This window comes from Streptomyces lushanensis, from assembly GCF_001700515.1.
Lineage (GTDB): Bacteria > Actinomycetota > Actinomycetes > Streptomycetales > Streptomycetaceae > Streptomyces > Streptomyces lushanensis.
Map to the genome: position 1 here is coordinate 1 of NZ_MAUD01000661.1, position 651 is coordinate 651.

Consider the following 651-nt stretch of genomic DNA (forward strand, 5'->3'; position numbering starts at 1 on the left):
GAGGACGCGGCGTTCGCCGCCGTGCTCCCCAAGGTCGAAGAGGCGATCGCCAGATCGGCGCAGGACGGTGTCGCGGAACCGCACCAGCTCCAGCAGCTCGTGCGCCGCTCGGTGGGCAAGTGGGTCTCCGACACATACCGCCGGCGCCCGATGATCCTCCGCGAGGTGGTCACCGGAATTCCGATCATGTGGGGCACGGTGCTGAGCGCGGTCCTCACCTTTGTGATCACTGCGGCCGTCGTGTACTTCCTGATGGTCCTGCCGATGGCCAGGTATCTCGCCAGGCGGGCCAGGCAGCAGGCCGCCAAGGAAGAGGTCAAGGAGGTCATGGAGGTCAGCGAGCTGGAAGTGCTGAAGGAGATCAGGGACGCTCTGGTCGCCCAGCGCGACGGGTCCGGGCAGAGCCCCAGGTAAATCCGCGAGGACGGAGCGGACGGGGTCCGGTTGCACAGGGCCCGGCTGCCGGGGGCGGCGGCGGTGGCACTCAGAGGTGGTGGGGCGGCTTCTCGTCCAGGAAACGGGCCAGATCGGCGGCGCTGTCCCCGCTCGCGGCGGGCCGCTCTCCCCAGCCGCCGTCCGTGTCGTCCGAGGACTGCTGGTCCAGCGGATCGTCGAAGATCAGCGCCGGACTCGGCCGGGGCGGGTTAGGTG

Annotated in this window: 1 protein-coding gene; it reads left to right on the top strand. The window is 69.7% G+C overall.

What is annotated here, in order from left to right; all coding sequences use genetic code 11:
* The coding region (locus BFF77_RS34060; RefSeq protein ID WP_107422314.1) for a large conductance mechanosensitive channel protein MscL at nucleotides 1-414 on the top strand (414 nt) is incomplete at its 5' end.
* Between the last annotated feature and the right edge of the window lie 237 nt (nucleotides 415-651).